Below are 496 nucleotides of genomic sequence, written 5' to 3'. Positions count from 1 at the left end.
ATAAATTGGCTAAGCTAACGGTAGCATTGGCTGTACCGTCGTAGGTCTTGGTGACATTACCAGTCGTGGCTAAGGTGACGGTTGCGGCGCTGATGTTGGCATTAGTGCCCGCTTGACCACCACTACCCCAAGTGAGGTTGGTGGTGCTGAGAACATAATCACCAGCACGGCTACTGTGATTGCCAGTTACGTTAGCAATCGCAATACCACTGGTATTCACAGTCGTCGCATCAGCCACGTGGGCACTGTTATAAGTAGCACCGGTGTTGGTCAAAGCAGCTGCCGTATCACCCGAGACTAGTCCGGTGATTTGGTAGTTGTTCTGTGCCAACGTCGCGTTAGCCGTACCATCGTATGCCCTGCTCACATTGCCAGCGGCAGCCAAGGTTAGGGTTGCCGCGGTGATATTGGCGTTAGTACCCGCTTGACCGCCACTACCCCAAGTGAGGTTGGTAGTTTGCAAGTTGTAGTCAGTCGTCGCGCTGGCGCTATTACC

At 53.6% G+C, this 496-nt stretch carries 1 protein-coding gene; it reads right to left on the bottom strand.

Translation table 11 applies throughout. The annotated features are described in order from the left end of the window. Positions 1-496, bottom strand: a 496-nt coding sequence (locus ICN18_RS10385) for a YDG domain-containing protein (RefSeq protein ID WP_216190519.1), incomplete at both ends; no start/stop codon positions are given.

This window comes from Polynucleobacter parvulilacunae (assembly GCF_018881715.1).
GTDB classification, from domain to species: Bacteria; Pseudomonadota; Gammaproteobacteria; order Burkholderiales; family Burkholderiaceae; genus Polynucleobacter; species Polynucleobacter parvulilacunae.
The sequence above is the reverse complement of the archived record's forward strand: the minus strand, read 5'-3'. Positions and strand labels throughout refer to the sequence as shown.